The sequence below is a fragment of the Gemmatimonadales bacterium genome (genome assembly GCA_019637315.1).
Taxonomy (GTDB): domain Bacteria; phylum Gemmatimonadota; class Gemmatimonadetes; order Gemmatimonadales; family GWC2-71-9; genus SHZU01.
Genome location: JAHBVU010000017.1, coordinates 42,946 through 59,409, shown reverse-complemented (window position 1 = coordinate 59,409; position 16,464 = coordinate 42,946). Strand labels below are relative to the sequence as shown.

Sequence of the window (16,464 nt, the reverse complement as noted above, 5' to 3'; positions counted from 1 at the left end):
CTATGAATTTAATGGGGTCCGGGCCTATTTCAGAGCCCGGAGGGTGCCCCATTATGGCCCCCGCATAGTCCCGACCGGCCCGGCCCGATTACTTTCGACGAGCCCGTTACGACACCCCGCGCGGGGGCAGCGCCGCCCGCGCGGCAACACACTCTCGTGAGCGATCCGTTATGGAAGAAGCGACCCCCCAGGGCCAGAAGTCCGGTCCTCCCGAGTTGATTGCCGATCGGCTCTTCAAGGCGCGGACGGTGATCATTGCCGGGGAAATCAATCAGCGCGTTGCCGCGTCGGTGGCGTCGCAGCTCCTGGCCCTGTCGGCCGAGTCGTCGGACGACATCACGATCTTCGTGAGCAGCCCGGGCGGGCATGTCGAATCCGGGGACATGATTCACGACATGATCCGCTTCATCACGCCGCGGGTCCGGATGGTCGGCTCGGGCTGGGTGGCCAGCGCCGGCGCGCTGATCTACGTGGCGGTGCCTCGGGAGGACCGCTTCTGCCTGCCCAATACCCGCTTCCTGCTGCATCAGCCCTCGGGCGGCGCCGGCGGAGCGGCCTCCGATATCGAGATCGAGGCCCGGGAAATCATTCGGATGCGCGACCGGCTCAACCGGGTCTTTGCCCGACAGACCGGACAGCCGCTCGAGCGGATCGAAGAGGACACCCACCGCAACTTCTGGCTCTCTGCGGAGGAAGCGATTGCCTACGGACTGGTCGGGCAGATCGTCGAGGATCAGTCGCAGGTGAAGTAATCGGTTCCGATCACAACGACGGGCGGCCACGGGATACCGGGGCCGCCCGTTGCTTTTGCCCTGGCGAACCGCCTCAGGACCGTTCGAAGTTGAGCGAGGCGGAGTTGATGCAGTAGCGGAGTCCGGTCGGCCGCGGGCCGTCAGGAAAGAGGTGGCCAAGATGGCTGCCGCACCGGGCGCAGTGGACCTCGACCCGGCGCATGCCGAGGCTGGTGTCGACTTCCTCTTCGACCGCCTCCTTGGCGACGACGTTGCTGAAGCTGGGCCAGCCGGTGCCCGAGTCGAACTTGGTGTCCGAGGTGAAGAGCGCCGTGCCGCAACCCTTGCAGCGGTAGGTGCCCTGGCCGTGCTCGTCCCAGTAGGCGCCGGTAAAGGCCCGCTCGGTGCCGCGCTCTCGCAGTATCCGGTACAGCTCCGGCGTCAGCTCCGCACGCCACTCGGCCTCGGTCTTGACGATCTTGTCTTTGGCGTCGCTCATCCGTCCTCCTCGGCAGGGTCAGCGGGTACCGCGGCGCGCGAGCCGACCAGGCAGCGGATACCCCTGATCTTGCCGGTGCGTCCTTCGTTGAGTCGTTCCAGGATCCGCGGCGCCATCAGCGACAGCTCGGCCGCCCACGGCGAGGTCCGGACCCTGATCCAGAGAATTCCATCGGCGGTGACCGCCTCGGCCCGCGCATTGGCGGCCACCCTGTCGCCCACGATCTCGGCCCAGCGCTCGACCGCGCCGGCGAGATCGAGGCGCTTGGTCAGCCCCGACTTGCTCAGGTACTGGCCGACCAGCTCGCCGAGTGGCGCCGGACGCTGCCGCGCGCTCATGCGGCCCGCCGCTCCGTGAGACGAACCGCGCGACCAGCCTCGACTTCGATGATCGGAAGCCCCAGCCCGTCGGGCAGCTCGTCGAGCCGGGGCGCCGAGATGAAGACCTGCCCCCCCGGACCGGCGAGCCGCGCGGCGAGCCGCTCCTGCCGACCGCGATCGAGTTCGGCAAAGACGTCGTCGAGCAGCAGGGCAGGGGGCTGGCCGTGCGCAGCAGCCAGGGTGTCGCGTTCGCAGAGCTTGAGGGCAATCGCGGCGGTGCGCTGCTGCCCGGTCGACCCCGCCACCCGGAGCGGATGATCATCGAGCTCGAAGATCAGGTCGTCGCGATGCGGACCCAGTGAGGTCGCTCCCAGCGCGCGGTCGCGGCCCCGCTGAGCCAGGAGCAGCGGGGTCCAGGCCTCGACCTCGGCCAGCTCGGCACGACCGCGATAGCGCAGCGTCACCGGCATCGGCTCGCCCAGCTCGGCGCATCCGCTGGTCCACTCGCCCGCAAAGCGCGCAACCCAGTCGAGCCGCTCCCGAACGACCACGGCCCCGTAGCGGGCGACCAGCGGATCGAACGCCCAGGCGGCATCCGGCTCATTGCGGCGGAGCGCGGCGTTGCGCTGTTCCACCGCGGCGCGATAGCGGCGGAGCGCCGTCAGGTACGCACTGCTCGAGAGCGCCAGGACGCGATCCAGGTACTGGCGCCGCTCCGAGGCGCCGCCCGCGACCAGTCCCACGTCGGTCGGCAGGAAGGCCACCGCGAGCCAGAGGCCCAGGGCATCGACCATCCGCTCGGGTACCGCACCGTCGACCGCAATCCGCTTGCGGCGGCCGGTCGTGGCGTAGCCGGCCTCGACGCTGTGGCTGCCGGTGGATCGCTCGAGGTGGAGCCGGCCGTGGAAGGCCGGCGCGCCATGGCGGACCAGGTCCTGGTCGCGGGCGCCGCGAAGACTGCGAAAGAGGACGGGGTAGTAGATCAGTTCGAGCAGATTGGTCTTGCCCTGACCGTTCGGGCCCAGCAGTACGGCCCCCTCGCCAGGCAGTCCCAGGTCGAGGCGCTCCAGGTTACGGAAATCGGTCGCCTCGACCCGGGTCGCACGCATACTGCGAAGATAGTCGGGTCAGCGCCCCGTAAAGTTGGGGGCGCGTTTGGCCAGGAACGCGGCGGCGCCCTCCTGGGCGTCCTCGGTGGCAAAGAGGCTGCCGAAGTGAGCCGACTCGAGGCTCAGCGCGTCGTCGGTCTGGAGGCCCTCCTGAAGGTTGGCCAGCTCGATGCACGAAGCCACCGCGAGCGGGGCGTTGGCCAGAATGGCCTTGGCAATTTTCTCTGCTTCGGCCAGGAGCACCTCGGCCGGGTGCACCCGATTGACCAGGCCGATTCGATCGGCCTCGCGGGCATCGATCATCCCGCCGGTGGTCAGCAGCTCGAGCGCCCGTCCCTTGCCCACCAGGCGGGCAAGGCGGATGGTGCCGCCGTAGCCCGGTGGAATGCCGAGCTTCACCTCGGGCTGGCCGAACTTGGCGTTCTCGCTGGCAATCCGGATGTGGCACGCCATGGCGAGCTCGCAGCCGCCGCCCAGGGCAAAACCGTTGATCGCTGCGATGTAGGGCTTGGCGCTGGTCTCGATGCTGCGGAAGATGCCCGAGCCCTTGGTCGAAAGCCGGCGCGCGGCAACACCTTTGAGATTCTGAAACTCGCTGATGTCGGCGCCAGCCACGAAGGCCTTGGGCCCGGCGCCGGTCAGAATCGCGGCGCGGATCTCGGGCGTCGCGCGGACCAGGTCCACGGCCTGGCCCAGTTCGTCGATGACCTGGGCGTTGAGCGCGTTCAGTTTGTCGGGGCGGTTGATCGTGATGAGCGCGATGCCATCGCGCGGCTCGAAGAGCAGGGTCGAGAAGGTGCTCATGGGCGTCATCGTCAGGGTTGAGAGGAGTCCGGGCTCGGTCGGTGCTATCATAGTTTAGCGGCTGCCGGGCCGATTCCCTACACCCCTGACCTTCGCTCCGGGCTGACATGTCTTCGATCCTTGCGCTCGACCAGGGCACCACCAGTTCGCGGGCCATGGTGATTCATCAGGATGGCACCGTACTCGGTCACGCCCAGTACGAGTTTCCTCAGCATTTCCCCGAGCCGGGCTGGGTCGAGCACGACCCGCGCGATCTCTGGAACACCACGGTTCGCGCGGCGCGCGAGGCGGTGCGCGCTGCGGCTGAGCGGCCGGTCGGTATCGGCATCACCAACCAGCGGGAGACCACGGTGCTCTGGGATCGGCGGACCCTGGAGCCGGTGGCGCCCGCCATCGTCTGGCAGGACCGGCGCACCAGCGCCCGCTGTGCGGAGCTTGCCGCGGCGGGGCGCGAACCCGACCTCCGGGAACGGACCGGCCTCGTGCTCGACCCCTATTTCTCCGCCACCAAGCTCGAGTGGCTACTCGCGCAGAGCGATCTGCGGCTGCGCGCCGAGCGGGGTGAGCTGGCCTTCGGAACGGTGGACAGCTGGCTGATTGCCAAGCTGACGGGGGGCGCGGTCCACGCGACCGACCCGACCAACGCGAGTCGGACGCTCCTGTTCAACCTGCGGCGTCACGGTTGGGATCCCGAGCTGCTCGAGACCTTCGGGGTGCCGGCGTCGCTGCTGCCCGAGGTGCGTCCCTCGAGCGGCGTCATGGGCGAGACCCTGTCGGAAATCTTCGGCGCACCGCTCCCGATTGCCGGGGTTGCCGGCGATCAGCAGGCCGCGCTCTTCGGGCAGGGGTGCGTCGCGCCGGGCATGGCCAAGAACACCTACGGCACCGGGGCGTTCCTGCTCCTCTACGCAGGCAGCGAGGTTCCCGCGCCGCCCGCGGGTCTGCTGGCCACCGCGGCCTGTAACGCCGAGGGCGGGCTGGGCTACGCGCTCGAGGGCAGCGTCTTCATCGCGGGTGCGGTGATTCAGTGGCTCCGCGACGGCTTGGGCGTGCTGGCCACGGCGCGCGAGTCTGCGGACCTGGCGGCCTCGGTGCCCGACACGGGCGGGGTCTACTTCGTGCCCGCATTCGTGGGCTTGGGGTCGCCATACTGGGAGCCGGAGGCGCGCGGCATCATTACCGGCCTGACGCGGGCGACCGGGCGGGCTCATCTCGTCCGCGCGGCGCTGGAGTCGATGGCCTACTCCACCCGTGACTTGCTGCGCACCATGCTGGACGGCACCGGGCTCGAGATTCCGGTGCTGCGGGTCGATGGCGGCGCCGCCGCCAATCCGCGGCTAATGCAGTTCCAGGCCGACCTGCTGGGCGTGCCGGTCGAGCGGCCCGACTCGGTCGAGACCACCGCACTCGGTGCGGCGGCTCTGGCAGGGATCGCCACGGGGGTCTGGCCCTCGATCGGCGATTTCGTGGCCAGCCGGCGCTTCGAGACCTTCCGTCCGGCCGCCGATGCCGCCAGCCGCGACGCCTGGGTTGCGGGGTGGCAGCGGGCAGTTTCGACGGCATTGCACTGGGCCCGGGCCTGACCGGCCCCGCCTTGGCCCGGCGGGGGAGCCACCCCGGCGGGCCAGACGGCTTTGAGCCGTGCGGCTAGGGCGATCTCGGGATGGCGGAGCCGTGGCAGGCCGCGCACATCTCCGGGTTACGGCGACGGAGCCGCTCGCCGTCGAAGCCGGGGCCATGCGGGTTGAAACGGAAGCCGCGCCCGATGGCGGCGTGGCAGGCGGTGCAGTCGCGCTCGGTGTGGCAGGACACGCAGGATTCGAGCGACTGCCGGGCTGCCTGCCCATGGCCGAGAATGAAGGACGCCCTGCCGTCGTGAAAGCTGGAGCCGCCGAGCGAGCGGCTTGCGCCGAGTCCGGCCTGGGCGTGGCAGCTGGCGCAGAACTGCTGGGTGTTGTGGCAGTCGCTGCAGCTGGTCTGTCGGGCAAAGGCGGCGCTCGGGTGGTTGGTCAGGAACCCGGCTGGGTGGTAGTTCCCGCCGGACGGCTGCCCCGGGTCGGGTCGGTGGCAGGCGAGGCAATCCGACCGGACGTGACAGCTGCTGCAGCTTCGCGGCGCAACCCTCGCCTCGGTGGCATGGCCTTCCCGGAACTCGGCGGTGTGCGAAGCTGGCGGGGTCCGTTCGAGCAGGGCGCCGCCGGCGCGGCCGGGTCCGGGCAGGTGCATGGCGGTGACGGCGCGGGGCACCGGCGCAACGTGGCAGGCAGCACAGCTGGGCTGGGTGTGGCAGGTGGCGCAACTGGCAGGGTTGCGCTCTGCCTGGCGGCCGTGAGCCGTGGCAAAGTTCGCGGCGGCGTGCGACGGCGGCGCCGCAAAGGTCGCTCGGTGGACCAGCGATCGTTCGTCGGGCTGCAGGGCCTGGATCGCGGTTACCTCTGGGGCGTTGACGTGACAGTTGAGGCAGAAGTTCTGGGCATGGCAGGTGGCGCAGCTGGCGGCAACTGCCGGGCCTCCGCCCGGGGTCCGGAGCGAGGCAAGTCGGGCATGGCCCTGGAGCGCGAAATCGGGCGCCTCGTGTGAGGGCGGGGCGGGGAACGCGCCGACTCGGCTCACCGGCAGGGCGGTGGCCTCAGCCAGCGGAAGGTGGCAGGTCGCGCACTGTCTGTCGGCAACGGCGAGGTGTTCGCCGCCAGGCTGATGGCAGTCGATGCACTGGGCCACCACGGCACGGTGAACCTCGCCGCGCAGGCCGGCCTGATTGTGGCATTGCGCGCAGCTGACCGAGTCGGCCGTTGCCGCCGCGTGTCGCTGGTGGACGAAGCGCAGGTTGGACGGGGGCGGCCCCGTCGGCGGGGTCCAGTCAACCCGCTGCGCCACCTCGCCATCGTGACACGCCGCGCAGCTCTCCGCGGCCGGCCAGACCGTTGCTTCCGGCTCGGTCACCCCGGCATGACAGGTGGCGCAGGCCAGCGGAAACAGTTTGCCATGCACCGCGTGGTCGAAGCTCGCCCGCAACGAGGCGGCCCGGAGCGCCATTGCGGCCACGACGAGGGCAACCGATACGGCCACCCAGCGGAGGGTGCGCAGCGTCATGGCCGCTCCTCCCGCGGATCCTGGTTCATTGCCGGCCTCCGCGTGGTACCGCGCGCGGCAGTGGGAGCCGGTCGGCGTTGGAGCCGAAGAGAAGCGTGATGCGGGCGGCGATGCGGAGCTGGTCCCAGTCGAGCGCCCGCGCATCGGGACGCTTCCGCTGTTCGTCGTATCGCGCTGCGGTGAGGCCGAGCCGCCACCGGTCGTCAGGTCGGAACTCGACGTCCGCCCCGAATCCCAGCAGCTCCGCATCGTCGTAGCGCAGCTCCAGCGGTCGCTTGGTACGAATCCCGTGCGCGCTGAGCCAGAGCCGGTCGGTCACGGTCCAAGTTACCCGACCGTCGAATCCCCGGGATGACGCCCCGGGCCCGAACTCGGTGCGATAGCCAGCATCGACGCTCCAGTCGCGGGCGGGGCTCCAGGTCACGCCCGTCTCGAATCGCCAGCCTCGATCTTCCACGGTAACGGCTGGCGTGAAGGTTTCCGTGTCGTCGAAGCGGAACCGCTCACCCCGGGCCCGGAGTGTCAGGCGCGAGCCGGGACGGACCGTTCCCGACAGATGCCAGGCGTGATGCGCCACCGGGCTGAAGGCGCCCCAGATGGTCCACAGATCAAAGAAGGGTCGATAGCGGCGGACCCCACCGGTCACACTGTAGCGCGCGTCGATCCAGCTCAGCGACAGGTCTGCGCTGCCCACCTGGCCAAAGGCGAGATCGTACTCGCCCCCTGCGGCAAGCCCGAGCCGACGGTGGGGTCGGAGGGCGACAGAGGCGGCGGCCCGTTCGGACACGAAGTAGTCGACCGCCGGGTCGAGTTCCCGGCGGTACTCCAGCCGCGCGTCGACGGCGTTGCGGTTCCAGCCCAGTTCGAGCCCCGCCACCACCTGCCGATCGCGAGGTTGAAAGTCGTCGAGTGGATTGAGCGCCGGGTCGGTGACCGGAAGCATGGCGCCGCGCGCCAGGCCCCAGCCGGCGTATCCTCCCGCCTCGAGCCCCGAGCGCCGGTGGTGGTAGAGCACCCGTCCGCCGTCGAGCCCGTAGGCTCCGAGCCTTCCCAGCAACAGCTGACGCCCCGCTCGGGCGTTGAGACCGGCCCGGGTGTATTCGAGATAGCCTTCGAGGAGTTGAACCGCGGGTTCGGTACCGGGCCAGATGGCGCTGTCGCCGAGATCGGTGGCCCAGCGTGCGTTGCCACGCGCACTCAGCCCTGCAATCCCAAGCCCCCAGACAGTCAGATCGGCCTGGGTTACCCAGGGAACCCCACGCAGTTCGGCGCCTGGTGCGAAGAACGAACAGGTCCCCTCGCCGCACAGCGCGGCGTAGCCGTCCGGAGTCAGGAACCCGCCGCCCGGTTGCGCAATGGCCTGGTTGCGGGGGATGGTGCCGCTCTCGACCCCGCGCCAGGAAACGCTCTGCAGCCGGCTGTCGAGCCGAACCCGGTAGCCTTGCGCCGCGACCGGTGACCCGCCGGCCGGCGTCAGCAAGCCGAGCAGGGCGAGCGCGGCCAGGCCGAGGCGTCGGGGAGTCATGGGCCTGCCGCTCCGGTCAGCCGCCGACGCAGCTCAGCTGGCGGCTGGAGAAAGTGGCAGGTGGCGCACTCGCGCCGAGGATAGTGATCCTGCGCCTGGTCGGTGTGACAGGTCAGGCAGAAGGAACGATCCGGGGTGAGCCGCGCGACGGTCGAGGCGGTGTGACAGGCATCGCAGCGCTGGTGCGAGGCGGCGACATCGTCCGCATGCGCAGCACGCAGCTCGGTGCCCGTGTGACAGGTGGCACAGCTTCGGCCCACGGTATGGTGATCGCTGTGACAGTCGGCGCACTGACGCACGCCTGCGGTCGGTGCCAGCGTCACGGGCTGCGTGTGGCAGTTGACGCAGCGGATCTCGGTGTGCGTCTGATGCGCAAAATTGACGGTTCTGACTCGGGGCTCTTGCGCCTTGATGCCGATCGGTACCGCCAGCGCGCGGATCGCCGCCAGGTCGCCCGGCTGATGACAGGCGGCGCAGTTGCTCGACTGCGGCGCCTGGTGGTGACAGATCTGGCAGCCGCGCGGGGGCTCGAACGTCAGTGGTGCAGGGTTGGCTCCGGTGGTATGGCAGGTGATGCAGGCAAGGCGGGTATGTCGGGCATGGGGAAAGGAGTCGACGTTTGCGATGAGTGACCCTGGCTCCGGAGCTGGCGGGTCCGGTGCCGGGAGGTCCGGTGGTGGCACATCGCCCTTCCCAGGTGTCTCGAACGACTCTGCTGCGGGTTCGGCCGCTCGCCGGGCCGACCTGGCCACGGGGGCGGGTGTTCGGGCCCCGTCGAAGTGTCCGGTCCCCGATGGAGCGTCAGGTGCGCGCAACGAGGTACGCAAGGCGCGCAGGGTGTCGAACGGGAGCGGCGGGCGGATGCGGAGTGTGCCGAATCGCGCCGTCACGCTGGTGTGACAGGCCACGCAATCGCTGGCGTCGACCCGGGCCGCGTGTTCGTTGTGGCAGACGAGACACTGCTGGCCGACTTGTCCGTGCGCCCGTCCGGTGTGGAACGGCACCTTCTGCCAGTCCGCATGACACTGGGTGCAGGTCTGGCGCGCATCCGCGGGGGTTTCCTGAGTATGCGGGTTGTGGCAGGTGCTGCAGGTGCCGTTGTGGGGGTCGCGTTCAGGGTCGAAGCTGGTCAGGAGCTCCCGCATCGCGTGGCAGGAGAAGCACTGCTGGCTGCCGGGGTGCATTGCGTCTGCGGCATCCGACCGGGTGGCCAGCCTCGGTACCTCGGCAGTGAACTGATGGCACTGGTTGCAGTGGAGTGTGGTCTGGGACGCCATCCGGCCGAGCTTGATGTCCAGATTGGCGTGACAGCCTGCCGTGCCGCAGGTCTCGCTGGCGGGAATGAAGGCGTGCACTTCCTTGCCGTGACAGGTTACGCACAGAACCTTCTCCAACGCGCTCGAATCCGACTCCAGATGGACCCGATGCCCCGCCGTCCCGACGATCCGGGTCCACGCCTCGGGCTGGTCCTGGGCGTGGCAGGATTCGCAGCGCGCGTTAGGCACCGGGGCGTGCGGCGGGATCTCCACCGGTTTGTTGGCGACCCAGAGCACGAGCTGACGGGTGCTGGCGTAGAGCGACTGCTGGTGGCAGTCATGGCACTGCAGCGTGCTGTGCTTGCCGGCGTCGGTCGCAAACTTGTTCCAGGGACCTTCCATGATGTGGCAGCCAACGCAGAAGGCGTTGTCATGCTGCATGAAGTTCCAGCTGACCTGGCCACCCCGAAAGAGCAGCGCCAGCACCAGTAGGGCGCCGGTTCCCATTGCGATCTTGACGCCGCGGTCGCGGCTTGCCAGCCAGTGGCCAATGGCGCTGCGCCGGCGCCAGAACAAACGCACCAGCCAGATGCCGAGGGTCAGACCCACCACGATCCCGATACCCCAGGCCCAGGCCGGTGCGTTGAAAATGGCGCGCAAGACGGTCATGACGCCGCCCGGTATCGGGGGCGGTTCGGCGGGGATGCCTTCGCGGAAGCGGTGGAAACTGGCCGAGTCGGGCGTCTGCTGGACGAGCGCAGTCAGGAACGAAGCGAAGGGCGCCATGCTCAGGGGCATGCCCAAAGCCCCGCGATCTCGAGAGACCGCGGGAAGGGCGATGGCTGGCTGCTACCGGCTCGAGCCGGCGACGGTGATGTCATGCCCAGGTATCGGAGTGCTCGAGCGCCGGAGCCCGTGCGAGTATTTGCCGCCTACCGGCCCGTCCAGAATGGCCTGGACTGCCGGCGACGGCGCAGGCAGCGCGTAGGTCGACTGGATCTCGTTGATCGACGCGATCAGCAGCGCCTCGCACAAGAACGGGTTGTGGATGCCTTTAGAGTTGTCGGCTGTTGACTGGCCGTACTCGCCGCACATCCGGGCGTTGAACTCGGCGCCTTCCGCCGGGCTGATCCGATTGTCGGTCGTGCTCCATTCCTGGGGGTAGAGCTGGCGAACTCTCGGCAGGAGGCCTGCGTCGACTGGGGCCGGTTGCATCGAGCCGTTGGCGTTGCTGTCGGTCCACAGCTGGTTCGCAAGCAGGCGCATCCGGGCCCGGACGGTGTTGAACGCCGCCGACGCCACGGCGGCATTGGCATGACAGCCGGCGGAGGTGCAGGTGGCCCAGGAACGCGCGGTCGGGGTGTAGTTGCAGTTGTCCTCGGCCGTCGGGCGACCCTGGGCGTCGAGGCAGGGGATCGGCCGCATCAGATGACCGGTGGCCTGGAAGGCGGGCCCTCCCTGCGCATCGGGCGCGGTGATACGGTTCAGGTGGCAACCGGCGCAGAGCGTCGGATTCGCCTCCGTGGCATGCGAACTGAAGATTCGATCCTCGGCATAGACGAATCCGGCCGGCCGATATCCCGCGGTGCCAAGCAGGAGTGATCCCTGCGGAGCATGCGGCGAGGAGGTCGCGTTGGTCGGTGCATCGTAACGAAGGTGGCACTTCATGCAGAGGTTCTGCTCGACGTCCGCCGTATTGATCGGGAACCGGAGTTGAGCGGGGTTCTCAGAGCCGTGCGGATCGTGGCAGGTTGCGCACACTGCCACCGGCTGATACGCCGTGGCTTCGCCCTTTTCCATGTAGTTGCCGGTAACGCCCCAGCGAGCCAGCGCCTGCCGGCTCTCGTGGCACCCGGCGCAGGTCGCGTTGGCGGCGCGGGAGGCGTTCACCCGCGCGTGCTGGGACAGCTGCCACTCCTCGACGTAGGGGTGGTGGGTGTCACTGTGGCAATCGGCACAGGTGCCGTTGCCCGTCATCCCGATCCGAGCCAGCGGCCGTACGATTCGTCCCTGACCGACGCCGCGGACGTGATCGAGACCCGGGCCGTGACAGCTTTCGCACTGCACGTCGCCGTAGACGGGATTCCGGGTCGTATTGAAGCCGGCTGCCTGAGTGACCATGTTGCCGCGCTCGGTGACCGCGTGGCAGCTGGCGCATTGAGTTGGGGCGGACGCCGGCAGACCGGCATAGGTCGTGGCGTGTGCCGTCGCTCGCCACTTGGTCTGGAAGTCTGCGTGGCAATTGCCGCAGGTAGTCTGTTTGTTCTCGGTCGAATAGTACCCCAGGAAGCCGAGCGCGGCCGCAGGGGGTTCATTGAAGGGATCGCGATCGCGATAGACGATCTTGTCTGTGGCACAGCCCGCGAGCAGGCCCGCCAGCGGAAGGGTCCGGAGCAGCTTCGACGCGACAGTGCGCATGTGCCGATGTCCCAATGAAGTGCGGCGAGCGGATCCGCCTACCGTATTTCTACTGTAGGAATATCGAGGCAGTTGCGCAATAGGGAAAGGTCAGATTGTGAGGCCAAGCGGGCACTTTTGTGACATCCAGGTCCGCAGAAATTGCGACGAAGACGTTCAGGAATTCGATTGTTCAACAAGTGTCGATCGATTGCTGGATTTGCTACTTTACCTTGAGTCAGCGTTCGGCGGTCATGGCAGCCCCGTCGATCGGATTCCCCAACGGAGCGAGAGCAGATGGCATCGGATTCTCCCGCGACCTGTCCCGGGTGCGGTCAACCCGCCGCAGGTCGGTTCTGTGGCAACTGCGGCGCCGCCGTCTCTTGTGGAGCTTGCGGCGAGGCGCTGGGCCCGGGAGTCCGATTCTGCGGCAGTTGCGGCGCGGCAGCTGGCGCCGGCGCTCCGGCGTCGTCACGAAACGCCTGGCGCGCAGGGCCGGCCGTGTTCCCTCTCGCGCTTGCTGCGATCATGGTCGTGGCGGCCCTGGTGGTCTACCTGGTTCGGCGTGACCCCTCACCGTCGCTGCCCCTCGGCGAGGCGATGGCCTTCGGCCCGGCGAGCGCCGAGCCGGCCCCGCTGCTCGACGGCTTGTCCGGACGGGACCGCTTCGATACCCTGTACAATCGGGTCATGCGGGCCTCGGAGCGCGGCGACGGCGCCACCGTCAACCGCTTCGCTCCCCAGGCGTTGCAGGCCTATCGGGAGCTCGAGGAGCCCGACATCGACGCCCGGTACCACGCCGCCATGCTGCGGCTTCACACCGGCGACCCGGCCGGAGCGGTCGTCCTCGCCGACACCATTACCGGCCTCGCGTCGAGCCACCTCTTCGGCTTTGTGATCCGCGGCACGGTCGCCCGACTCCAGGGCGACAGCGCCCGGCTCTCGACCGAACAAGGCCGGCTGCTCCAGCACTACGATGCCGAGATGGCGGCAGGCCGTTACGAGTACGCGCACCACAAGTTCATACTCGACCAGTTCGTCGGAGAGGCCCGGCAGCGTGCGGCGGGATCAGGAGGTCGCCCGCCGGGTCGATAGGGCTATATTGCACCCTATATCGCAGCAAGGAGGCACACCCATGAAGGCAGGAACCAAGTTCACGCTCGGCGCAGCGATTATCGTCGGCGCGACGGCGCTCCTGATCTACACCGGGATCAGTCAGACCGGGGTCTATTTCCTGAGTCCCTCCGAATTGCTGGCCCGGGTCGAGGCCGACGCCTCCTTTCACGAGGTCGGGCTCAAGGTCGGCGCCAAGGTTGTGCCAGGCTCGATCCGGCGGGACGACGCCAGTCGGCGGATCGAGTTTCAGGTCTCCGACGCGAGCGGCGCCTTTCCCGTCGTCTATGAAGGCCTGGTCCCCGATACCTTTACCGACGAGAATGACATTGAAGTCATCATGTCGGGCAAGCTGGGCCGCGATGGTGTGTTCCACGCGACCGAAGTGCTCGCGAAGTGCGGCTCCCGCTACGAATCGGAATACTCGAAACTGGCTCAGGCGAGCTGACCCCCCGATACTCGGGTAGGCGACGGACATGAATCTGCTTGGTCAGTTCGCCCTCTGGGCCGCGCTCCTTGTATCGGTCTGGACCCTCGTGCTCGCCTTCTCGGGGCAGACGGTCGAGCGCGACGAGGTGGCCCGCGCGGTTCGGCGCGCTCCCCACGCGTCTGCGCTGGCCGTCTGGATTGCCTCGATTGCGCTCTGGAAGGCGCTCTTTGCGCACGACTTCAGCGTCGAGTACGTCTACGCGTACACCTCGCGCAACCTGCCGGACTACTATCTCTTCTCGGCCTTCTGGGCTGGCCAGAAGGGATCCCTGCTGTTGTGGGCCCTGGTGCTGGCGTCGTTTGGTTCGCTGGCTCAGGTCGTCACGCCGCCCCGCTATCGCGATCTCCTCCCGACGGTGGCAGGCGTCACCAGCGGCGTACTGGCGTTCTTCCTCCTGGTCATGCTGGTAGGCGGCGCCAACCCGTTTGGCCAGCTGCCGTTTGTTCCCCCTGACGGGCGCGGGCTCAATCCGCAGTTGCAGAACCCCGGCATGGTGATCCACCCGCCGATGCTGTATCTCGGCTATATCGGCCTCACCATTCCGTTTGCCTTCGCCATTGCGGCGCTCTGGCATCGGCGGCTCGACAGCGGCTGGATCCATGCGATTCGAAAGTGGTCGCTGGTGTCCTGGCTGTTCCTCTCGGTTGGGATCACCATCGGCATGTGGTGGGCCTATGTCGAACTCGGGTGGGGTGGCTACTGGGCCTGGGACCCGGTCGAGAATGCGAGCTTGCTACCGTGGCTCACGCTGAGCGCCTTTCTCCATTCGGTCATGATCCAGGAAAAGCGCGGGATGCTCAAGCGGTGGAATGTGGGCCTGGTGATCGGCTCCTTTCTGCTCAGCATCTTCGGGACCTTCCTGACCCGGTCGGGAGTGATTGCGAGTGTTCACAGCTTCGCACAGTCGAACGTGGGCTACTTCTTCCTGGCGTTTCTGATCGTCGTCGGCGTGCTGTGCTACACGCTGCTCTACACCCGCTGGCCGGCGCTCGAGCCCGAGGCGCAACTCGAGTCTCTCGCGAGCCGGGAAGCCGCCTTTCTGTTCAATAATCTGATCCTGGTCGGGATTGCCTTCTCGGTCCTCTGGGGCACCATCTTTCCGGTCTTGTCCGAGGCTGTGCGCGATGTGAAGATCTCGGTCGGGCCGCCCTTCTTCAATCGTGTCAACGTCCCGCTTGGTCTGCTGCTATTGTTGCTGACCGGCATCGGCCCTCTGATTGCCTGGCGCAAGACCTCGATTCCCAACTTGAAGCGCCAGTTCGCGGTCCCGATCGGCAGTGCGCTGCTTGCCGCTGTGCTGCTGCTGGTTGTCGGCATGCGCGACTTCTACGCCCTGGTTGCGCTGATCATTGCCGCCTTTGTTCTCGGCACCGTGACGCAGGAGTTTGTCCGCGGTACCCGAGCGCGCCGGCGGCTTTACAGTGAGTCCTGGCTGCTCGCGGTCAGCCGCCTGGTGGGCAGGAACCGCCGCCGCTATGGCGGCTACATCGTGCATGTTGCTATCGTCGTCTATTTCGTCGCCTTCACTGGGGGGGCCTTCAAGGTCACCCAGGAAGCGACGCTTCGGGTCGGCGAGTCGATGGAGATGCGGAGCCCCTTTGGCGCAGTCTATCGTCTGACCCATCTCGGTGTTTCCCAGTACGACGCGCTCAACCGCCAGGTGTCCGCTGCCACCCTGGAGGTCCGCCGTGACGGCCAGCGGATCGGAACCGTCGTATCGGAGAAGCGCCAGCACGTCGACAGTTTCGGCAACCCGACCTTCCAACCGTCGACGGAGGTCGGTATCCTGCCCAGCATCCGAGAAGACCTTTACGTCGTCTTTGCGGGCACCGTCGATTTCACCGAGCGCGCTTCCTTTGCCATCACCATCAATCCCCTGGTCTGGTGGGTCTGGTTCGGCGGCGTCCTGCTCGTGGTCGGCGGGCTGATTACGCTCTGGCCGGGCGGTCCCGGGATGGCCCCCCAGGTGACCCGTGTCCGCACGCCTGAGGCTCGGGAGCCGGCGCCCGAGCCGGTGAACGTCTGATGGATCGCCGTCAACTTCTCGGCCTGATCGCCGTCGGCGCTTTGACTCGGCGGCTCGAGGCGGGGAGTGCCCAGACGCCCGGGGCGGCCGATCCGCTGCCGCGTCCGGGCGTGGTGGGCGCGCCGCGCCGAGTCGTCGATTCGGTCCAGAACGATCCGGCGGTGGTTGGGGTCGAGCGCCGGCTCCGCTGTCCCTGCCCGTGCGGGCTCGATGTCTTTACCTGCCGCACCACCGATTTTACCTGCACCTATTCGCCGGCCCGGCACGACGAGGTGGTCGCGCTGTTCCGGGAGGGCAAGAGCCCGGAAGAAGTGGTGGCCGCTTTCGTCGACCGCTACGGCGAAGAGGCATTGATGGCGCCCAAGGCAACAGGATTTGGGGTCGTCGGATACCTGCTGCCGGGGGCAGCGATCCTGACCGGGGCCAGCCTGCTGGGCTGGTACATCCTGCGACGATCCCGGCTGCGCGCAGCGCGCGTCGAGATGGCTGCGGCCTCGGCGGGTTCGCTCGGTCTGGCGCCCGACATCGCGGGGGGCGATGATCGGCAATCGGCCGAAGAGGTGGCACGGCTCCAGCGCGCGCTTCGAGACCTCGAGACCTGATGCTCGAACTCACCGCAATCGTCGTACTTGCGCTCGTGCTCGTCGGCATGGTGGTAACGCCGTTGCTGCGCAGGGCGCCGGATCCGGATGATTTCGACGAGCCCCTGCCGCTCGAAGAAACCCGGCAGGGGCAGGCCCTGCTTGCCATCAAAGACCTCGATTTCGACCATGCGACCGGGAAGATCTCCGAGGACGACTACCTCTCGATGAAGGGCCGGTTCACTGCCGACGCCCTGGCAGCGCTGCGTCAGGAACCCGCCGATCCCGCCGAGCAGCTCATTGCGGCTCGCAGGGCCGCACTTGACGGCACGGTACCGGTCGGGGTTTGTCCGGCCTGCGGACCGCGACCCGAGCCGGACGCCCGGTATTGTTCCGGTTGCGGCATCTCGCTCGAGTCCCCGACCAGTTGCCCAGGTTGCGCAGCCCCGCTGCCTGCCGGTGCCCGCTTCTGTTCCGGTTGCGGCAGCCGGGCAGCCGCAGCGTGACCCGTCCGTCCTCC

Annotated in this window: 15 protein-coding genes; 7 read left to right on the top strand and 8 right to left on the bottom strand. The window is 68.2% G+C overall.

Annotated features, from left to right (window positions below; genetic code table 11):
- Positions 1-170: 170 nt before the first annotated feature.
- Positions 171-752, top strand: coding sequence for an ATP-dependent Clp protease proteolytic subunit (locus tag KF785_14280; protein ID MBX3147928.1), 582 nt, complete (start codon positions 171-173; stop codon positions 750-752).
- A 73-nt stretch (positions 753-825) separates the two neighbouring features.
- Here the strand turns inward: KF785_14280 and msrB are convergent, their stop codons facing one another.
- From msrB to KF785_14260, 4 genes are read right to left on the bottom strand one after another with little or no spacing between them, the layout of a single operon-like run.
- A complete protein-coding gene (msrB, locus tag KF785_14275; protein MBX3147927.1) occupies positions 826-1,230 on the bottom strand; it encodes a peptide-methionine (R)-S-oxide reductase MsrB in 405 nt (134 codons plus the stop codon).
- Positions 1,227-1,568, bottom strand: coding sequence for a DUF721 domain-containing protein (locus tag KF785_14270; GenBank protein ID MBX3147926.1), 342 nt, complete (start codon positions 1,566-1,568; stop codon positions 1,227-1,229). Before KF785_14270 ends, msrB begins: the two co-directional genes overlap by 4 nt.
- Positions 1,565-2,659: a DNA replication and repair protein RecF gene (gene recF / locus KF785_14265; GenBank protein MBX3147925.1), complete on the bottom strand. Its 1,095-nt coding sequence runs from the start codon at positions 2,657-2,659 to the stop codon at positions 1,565-1,567. The genes KF785_14270 and recF overlap by 4 nt, the downstream gene beginning before the upstream one ends.
- 18 nt (positions 2,660-2,677) lie before the next feature.
- Positions 2,678-3,463 carry an enoyl-CoA hydratase/isomerase family protein gene (locus tag KF785_14260; protein MBX3147924.1) on the bottom strand — a complete coding sequence of 262 codons (786 nt, stop codon included), beginning with the start codon at positions 3,461-3,463 and terminating at the stop codon, positions 2,678-2,680.
- A 107-nt stretch (positions 3,464-3,570) separates the two neighbouring features.
- On the opposite strand from KF785_14260, the gene glpK reads away from it, so the two are divergent.
- Positions 3,571-5,046 (top strand): glycerol kinase GlpK, encoded by a 1,476-nt coding sequence (gene glpK, locus KF785_14255; protein ID MBX3147923.1) that lies wholly within the window; start codon positions 3,571-3,573, stop codon positions 5,044-5,046.
- Between the two features lie 64 nt (positions 5,047-5,110).
- On the opposite strand, the gene KF785_14250 is transcribed toward glpK, so the two are convergent.
- The 4 genes from KF785_14250 to KF785_14235 form a co-directional block, all read right to left on the bottom strand.
- Positions 5,111-6,556 (bottom strand): hypothetical protein, encoded by a 1,446-nt coding sequence (locus KF785_14250; protein MBX3147922.1) that lies wholly within the window; start codon positions 6,554-6,556, stop codon positions 5,111-5,113.
- A 25-nt stretch (positions 6,557-6,581) separates the two neighbouring features.
- Positions 6,582-8,081 (bottom strand): hypothetical protein, encoded by a 1,500-nt coding sequence (locus tag KF785_14245; GenBank protein MBX3147921.1) that lies wholly within the window; start codon positions 8,079-8,081, stop codon positions 6,582-6,584.
- Entirely contained in the window at positions 8,078-10,123 is a 2,046-nt protein-coding gene (locus tag KF785_14240) for a hypothetical protein (GenBank protein MBX3147920.1), read from the bottom strand. The genes KF785_14245 and KF785_14240 overlap by 4 nt, the downstream gene beginning before the upstream one ends.
- Before the next feature lie 63 nt (positions 10,124-10,186).
- Positions 10,187-11,755: a hypothetical protein gene (locus KF785_14235; protein ID MBX3147919.1), complete on the bottom strand. Its 1,569-nt coding sequence runs from the start codon at positions 11,753-11,755 to the stop codon at positions 10,187-10,189.
- A 480-nt stretch (positions 11,756-12,235) separates the two neighbouring features.
- Between KF785_14235 and KF785_14230 the strand changes: the two genes are divergently transcribed.
- The 5 genes from KF785_14230 to KF785_14210 are packed head-to-tail and all read left to right on the top strand — an operon-like array spanning position 12,236 to position 16,450.
- Positions 12,236-12,829, top strand: coding sequence for a hypothetical protein (locus KF785_14230; protein MBX3147918.1), 594 nt, complete (start codon positions 12,236-12,238; stop codon positions 12,827-12,829).
- A gap of 40 nt (positions 12,830-12,869) precedes the next feature.
- Positions 12,870-13,295 carry a cytochrome c maturation protein CcmE gene (locus KF785_14225; protein MBX3147917.1) on the top strand — a complete coding sequence of 142 codons (426 nt, stop codon included), beginning with the start codon at positions 12,870-12,872 and terminating at the stop codon, positions 13,293-13,295.
- A gap of 28 nt (positions 13,296-13,323) precedes the next feature.
- Positions 13,324-15,363, top strand: a complete 2,040-nt coding sequence (locus KF785_14220) for a heme lyase CcmF/NrfE family subunit (protein MBX3147916.1) — start codon at positions 13,324-13,326, stop codon at positions 15,361-15,363.
- A complete protein-coding gene (locus tag KF785_14215; protein ID MBX3147915.1) occupies positions 15,363-15,965 on the top strand; it encodes a cytochrome c-type biogenesis protein CcmH in 603 nt (200 codons plus the stop codon). Before KF785_14220 ends, KF785_14215 begins: the two co-directional genes overlap by 1 nt.
- Positions 15,965-16,450, top strand: a complete 486-nt coding sequence (locus tag KF785_14210; protein MBX3147914.1) for a zinc ribbon domain-containing protein — start codon at positions 15,965-15,967, stop codon at positions 16,448-16,450. The genes KF785_14215 and KF785_14210 overlap by 1 nt, the downstream gene beginning before the upstream one ends.
- Positions 16,451-16,464: the final 14 nt, after the last annotated feature.